The organism is Streptomyces sp. HSS9-12 (assembly GCF_054963655.1).
On sequence record NZ_JBUEGC010000102.1, the window covers coordinates 1 to 5,251 of the forward strand.

The window sequence follows — 5,251 nt, forward strand, 5'->3', positions numbered from 1 at the left end:
GCGCCGGCCTGAGCCTCTACCAGGTCGTCCGCGAGCTGCAGACCCTGCTCGCGATCTGGACCGGCGCCTGCCCCACCTGCCACCGCGACATACCCACCCCGACACCGACCTGACCAAGCACTACTAGGACGAACTCCTCGTACTGATCGGCGAGTTTCCGCACGGAGTCCAGGGGCGTGCGGCGGGCGTTGTAGGAGTCGAGGTCGCCCAGCACGATCTGGACGTCGAGGCCGCACTGCTGCAGTTTGATCGCGCGCAGCAGCTGGAAGAGGGTGCCGGCGTGGGGCGGCCCTCCGAGACCGACCCCGGTGGTGACGATCGCGGGCTGCCCGTCCGCGACCGCCTCCGCGAACCCGCGCGCTCCCGTGTGGCACACCCACTTCGTTCGCAGGTCGCCGGGGCTCATCCCCGCGAGGGCGAAGTCGATGGCGCCGAGCCCCAGGCGTTCGTAGCGGTGCTGGTCGATGACGCTCTCGTAGTACGCGGTGTCGAACTTCATGCGATTCCTTCCGACTGTGTCTGCTCTCGGAGGGCGAAGGCCCGGTGGACCAGTGGCTCGAAGCCGTCAACCAGGAGGTCGCCAAGTACTTCGTTGCGGGGAGCGGCGACCTGCCGAGGTCCGCGGTGACCGTTCCGTCGGCGAGGACCCAGACCCGGAACGGGTACTGGTCCTCCGGGGCACGTGTGGGCTGGGCGTAGATCTCCACCCCGTCGACCATGTTGTGTACGTCGTCCACGGCCCGCACGAAGTCGTCCCGATCGAAGCCGTAGATCTCCGCCTTGCGCGTGTTCGCGCGGCCGATCGGGCGGTACTGGGAGATCAGCCAGTATTCGACGTCCGTCTGCTGGGTCACTCCGGCGATGAACTGCGCGAGGCGCGACAGCTCCTTCACGGAACCAGCCGTGGTGAACGTGTTGAACGCGAGCCGTCGCTGGTCGGCGGTGAGGAACTCGACGTTGGACAGGAACCGTTCGAAGTACCCCTGTCCGCGGAACCAGTTGGCTGTCTCGGCGTTCGGGCCGTCGACTGCCAGGGAGTAGATGGTCACGTTGTCGCGGAGACCGGCGTAACGGTCGCTCAGAAGCAGCCCGTTGGTGTGGAGGTTGGTCTCGAAGCCGACTTCGGTGGCGTGCTGGAGGGCGACTTCCAGGTGGTTGTCGTACGGCATCACGGGGTCACCGCCGGTGAAGACGCACCGGTGAGCCTCGGACTCGGAACGACCCGGTCGATGACACGGCGGACCGTGTCCGCATCGGTGCTGACTCTGTTGCGCTCGCGGTAGCAGAAGCGGCACACGCCCGGTGAGGTGCTGGTCGGTGCGAGATCCCAGGCGTTGCAGTCGGTGTTGAGGACCAGGTGGACGATCGCGAGTTCGTCGTGCGTCAGCATGGTGCCTTCTCCTCGATGCCGGGGCTGATCAGGAGGGCCGTCGGGGATGCGGGGCGCAGGAGCGAGTTGAGCTGGTGCGGGGCGCCGCCCGTGAGCCGTACGAACTGCTGGAGTGTGTCCAGACCCGCGCCCGCGTCGATGATGGTGAGGGCCTTGTCGATGCCGGACTGGATGGTGGGGACCACCTCGGACATCACCATGAGCAGGGCCGCGTTGAGGGCGACGGCGCTCCGCGCCTGACTGGTGTCCCGGCCGGCCATCACGCGGATCGCGGCGGCGACGTTTTCCCGAGGATCCTCGTACTGGGTGACGGACGTGAGGTCCTGCGGCATCGAGGCCGCGCCTTTACGTACCTCGTCGTTGAACGCCAGGTCCTCCTCGCCCGCCCTGATGCGGCAGGCCCGCACGGTGCTTCCGGGGATCAACTCGTCGACCTGGACCGTCTGGCCGACGCTGGAGTTGATGACCGCCACGTCCGGCAGGCCGAGGCGGGAGAGCAGCCGGGCGGAAGCGCCGACCGCGGGGTGCGAGAGGCCGTACACGTAGGCGGGGCAGGTGACCGGGCTGAGGAGGGCGGGGAACGCCAGGCTGAGGGCGTGCACGGCCTGGAACCTGCCTCCGTAGCGGCGGTCGAACTCCGGCACGCGGTTCTCGATGGAGAAGAACCCGAAGCCGGTCTCCGCTGTGATGTCGACCATCTCCTGGTGCGGGACCGTGTCGCTCGTCGCGCCCACGAGGTCGATGAAGTCGCGGGATCCGGTCTTCGACGACGCACTGCGGGATCCGAGTTTCGCGACGTGTGCTCCCCCGGTGGCCGCCACCAGTGCGGCGGCGGTACTGAGGTTGATCGTCTTGAAGGTCTTCTTCCCGCTGCCCGTGTAGCCGACGAACCGCATGCCCTCCGGCGGCTGGTGGAAGTCCCAGCTGCTGCGGTCCAGGGCCGTCGCGGCTCGGACCGCGGCCTCGACCTCCTCCAGTCTCGGTCCCCGCAGGAGCAGTCCCGTCAGGGTGCGGGGGAAGTCCGGTTGGTCCCCGAGCGAGGGCGCACGGTGACCAACCGGACTCCCGGCACCAGGGGGCGCCGGTCGTGGGAGGAGAAGCAGACGACCGCGCCCCGCGCGAGCAGCAGAGCCCGAGTCAACCTGCGTCCCCGACCGAAAGCCGCGCCGTCGCACCCGCAACCCGAGCCAGCGCACCCACAACATGACCACCCGCCTGTCCGACACCGAGAAGACGAGATCACCGCCGCCGCCAAGCAGCGTGCCGTTACCGTCGCCCGTTTCCTCGCTGCCGCCGGCCTCGCCGTCGCCCGCGGTTCGACCACCGTGCACACCAACGAACAGCTCGACGCCGCCATCGACGAGCTGGCCGCCCTGCGCACCGCCATCTCCCGTGTCGGCAACAACATCAACCAGATCGCCTTCGTCTACAACGCTGGAGGGCAGCCCCGCCCCGGCGAACTCGACCACGCCCTGACGACCTTGATTCGCGTCCTGGCTCGCGTAGACGACGCGGCCGACACCCTGGTGAAGAAGCGCTTGTGATGGTCCCCAAGATCCGACGCGGCTCTTGCACCCATGGCCTGCTCGTCTACCTGTACGGCCCCGGCAAACGCGACGAGCACACCGACCCCCACCTCGTCGGCAGTTGGGACGGCTTCGCCCCGGACCCCGGCCGCGACACCAGCCCCGACCCCGATCCCAAGGTCCCCCTGGCCCGGCTCGCTGTCGCCCTGGACCTGCGGGTCAAGCAGGCAGGCGACAACGCCCTGGCCGAGCACGTCTGGCACTGCTCGGTCCGTACCGACCCCGGCGACCGGACCCTGACCGACGACGAGTGGAACACCGTCGCCCGCCGCCTGGTCCACGCCGTCAACCTCGCCCCCGAAGGCGATCCTGACGGCTGCCGCTGGGTCGCGGTGCGCCAACGCCGACGACCACATCCACATCGTGGCCACCATGGTCCGAGGTGACCTGCGCCGCCCGAGGATGAACTACGACTTCAAGAAGGCCCAGGCCGAATGCCGCCGCATCGAACAGGAGATGGGCCTGCGCCAGCTCAAGCCCGGCGACGGCACCGGAGCCAAGACGCCCACCAGCGCCGAGCGCTTCAAAGCCGAGCGGAGCGGCCGACCCGAGACCCCGCGCGAGACGCTGCGCGAAGCCGTCCGCCAGGCCGTCGCCGGAGCCGCCAGCGAAGCCGAGTTCTTCACCCGCCTTCGCGAGGCGGGCCTGCGCGTCAAGCTGCGGCACGCGCCTTCCGGGGACGTCCTCGGCTACAAGGTCGCACTGCCCGGCGACCGCAATCGCGACCGCGAGCCGGTCTGGTTCGCGGGCTCGACCCTGGCCCCCGACCTTTCCTATCCGAAGATCCAGCGCCGCCTTGCCGACGGAACCGCCGACGAGGTCACGCTGCCGGAAGCAGACAGCGTCCGGTCGGACTGGTCGCCGCCCGCACGGGGGCGACGCACCGCGACCGGGGTCGCCGAGCGCGGCGCGATCATGCTGGACAGTGACGACGACGAAGCCGCAGCCCAACTCGTCGGAGTCGGCGAACTCCTGGACGCGGTCGCCCAAGACCTCGCCGGCCGCCACCCGCGCCGAGCTCGGCACCGCCGCCCGCTCCTTCGAACGCGCCACCCGCAGCCACGTCCGGGCCGAACGAGCCGACACCCGGGCGATCCGCTCGGCGGCCCGAGGCATCATCCACGCCGGCAGCGCGCTCGGCCGAGGCGAGGACGGCGGCACCACCGCCATGCTCGTCTCCACCCTGGTCCTGGTCGCCCTGGCCGCCGCCCGCTGGCACTCCGCACGCGGTCACGCCCAACAGGCCGAAGCCTCCCGTCAGACCGCCGAGCACCTTCGCGCCGCCTACCGCCAGGCCGCCGCCGCACCCATGCAGGCCCTGCGCAACCAAGGTCGCGCCCTGCCCGAAGCCCAGCGCCGCACCTACGAGACCACCATCCGCGCCGCCTTGTCCGAGAGCAGCACCCGAGCCGACACGAACACGAAGAACGACGCCCTGGCCGCCACCCTGGCCCAGGCCGAGCAAGCAGGCCACGACCCCAAGGCCCTCCTGCAGGAGGCCATCGACATGCGGGAACTCGACACCGCCGAGGACGTGAACGACGTCCTGGTCTGGCGACTGCGCCGCCTCGCCCAGCTGCCCGCCCACCCGGGCGAAGCCGCTCGACGCCCGCAGGCCCACACCGGTCGCGCCACGCCTTCGGCCAACCGGACCGGCGTCCGGACCGCGCCCCCGGCCTCGCCCAGGCCCGCCGCACCGGACCCGCACAGCCGCCCGCCGCGCCGCTGACCAGCAGTCCGGCAGGCCCGCCACCGGCCTGCCGACTGCGCGAAAACCCCTGGACAACCGGTTCCACCGGCTGTCACGGATGAAGAGAAGGCCCTCGACCGGGAGATGACGCACGTGCTCAGAACGACCGACAGCCACGTAGAGCCGACCCCCGTCCTGCCCGCCGCCCCCGCCGGAAGTGATCCGCTGCCGCAACTCCAGTACGAGACGCAGCCGCCCAGCGGACCCGGAGCGACGCGATGCCTCAGCCACCCGCCGGAGTTGTCCCTGCGCGGCATCCCCGTGCTGTGCTCGGCCTGCCGGGCCCGGCGCGACTGGCTGCTCATCAACCACGGCCGCAATGTCTGGGTCCGCTGCCGCTGCAGCAACCAGTGGCTCGAGCCCGAGATCAGCCGCGCCGACTTCGACGCCATGATCGCCATCCCGGACGGGACGACCTACCCCAGCGTCGAGCAGGGCCTGATCGCACTCGGCTTCGACGGCGCCTTCGCCGGCACCTACCTGGAGTAACGGAGCTGCGCACGGTCAGGTTCGAGGGCACCGCTT

The 5,251-nt window shown here is 70.4% G+C and carries 5 protein-coding genes and 2 pseudogenes; 3 read left to right on the forward strand and 4 right to left on the reverse strand.

Going from position 1 to position 5,251, the window contains the following annotated elements; genetic code table 11:
* Positions 1 to 16: 16 nt before the first annotated feature.
* From ACY34J_RS28710 to ACY34J_RS28725, 4 genes and pseudogenes are all read right to left on the reverse strand, one after another.
* Positions 17 to 499 (reverse strand): hypothetical protein, encoded by a 483-nt coding sequence (locus ACY34J_RS28710; RefSeq protein ID WP_462729560.1) that lies wholly within the window; start codon positions 497 to 499, stop codon positions 17 to 19.
* A 505-nt stretch (positions 500 to 1,004) separates the two neighbouring features.
* Positions 1,005 to 1,169: pseudogene (locus ACY34J_RS28715) on the reverse strand (hypothetical protein); the annotation flags it as partial.
* Complete coding sequence (locus ACY34J_RS28720) at positions 1,169 to 1,390, reverse strand: hypothetical protein (RefSeq protein WP_462729559.1); 222 nt, start codon at positions 1,388 to 1,390, stop codon at positions 1,169 to 1,171. The gene ACY34J_RS28720 and the pseudogene ACY34J_RS28715, both read right to left, overlap by 1 nt.
* On the reverse strand, positions 1,384 to 2,721 hold the full coding sequence (locus ACY34J_RS28725) for a hypothetical protein (protein ID WP_462729558.1): 1,338 nt from the start codon (positions 2,719 to 2,721) through the stop codon (positions 1,384 to 1,386). Before ACY34J_RS28725 ends, ACY34J_RS28720 begins: the two co-directional genes overlap by 7 nt.
* On the opposite strand from ACY34J_RS28725, the gene mobC reads away from it, so the two are divergent.
* The 3 genes and pseudogenes from mobC to ACY34J_RS28740 all read left to right on the forward strand — a co-directional run bounded on the left by mobC (position 2,716) and on the right by ACY34J_RS28740 (position 5,215).
* Positions 2,716 to 2,934, forward strand: coding sequence for a plasmid mobilization relaxosome protein MobC (gene mobC / locus ACY34J_RS28730; RefSeq protein WP_462729557.1), 219 nt, complete (start codon positions 2,716 to 2,718; stop codon positions 2,932 to 2,934). The genes ACY34J_RS28725 and mobC overlap by 6 nt on opposite strands.
* Positions 2,934 to 4,705: pseudogene (locus ACY34J_RS28735) on the forward strand (relaxase/mobilization nuclease domain-containing protein). Before mobC ends, ACY34J_RS28735 begins: the two are co-directional and overlap by 1 nt.
* Positions 4,706 to 4,810: 105 nt before the next feature.
* The gene (locus tag ACY34J_RS28740; RefSeq protein WP_462729556.1) at positions 4,811 to 5,215 is read left to right on the forward strand and encodes a hypothetical protein; all 405 of its coding nucleotides are present in this window, start codon (positions 4,811 to 4,813) and stop codon (positions 5,213 to 5,215) included.
* Positions 5,216 to 5,251 lie beyond the last annotated feature (36 nt).

Excerpts from the sequence above, each read along its gene's own strand:
- ACY34J_RS28710 (WP_462729560.1), bottom strand. The coding sequence starts at position 499 with ATGAAGTTCGACACCGCGTACTACGAGAGCGTCATCGACCAGCACCGC.
- ACY34J_RS28720 (WP_462729559.1), bottom strand. The coding sequence starts at position 1,390 with ATGCTGACGCACGACGAACTCGCGATCGTCCACCTGGTCCTCAACACC.
- ACY34J_RS28740 (WP_462729556.1), top strand. The coding sequence starts at position 4,811 with ATGACGCACGTGCTCAGAACGACCGACAGCCACGTAGAGCCGACCCCC.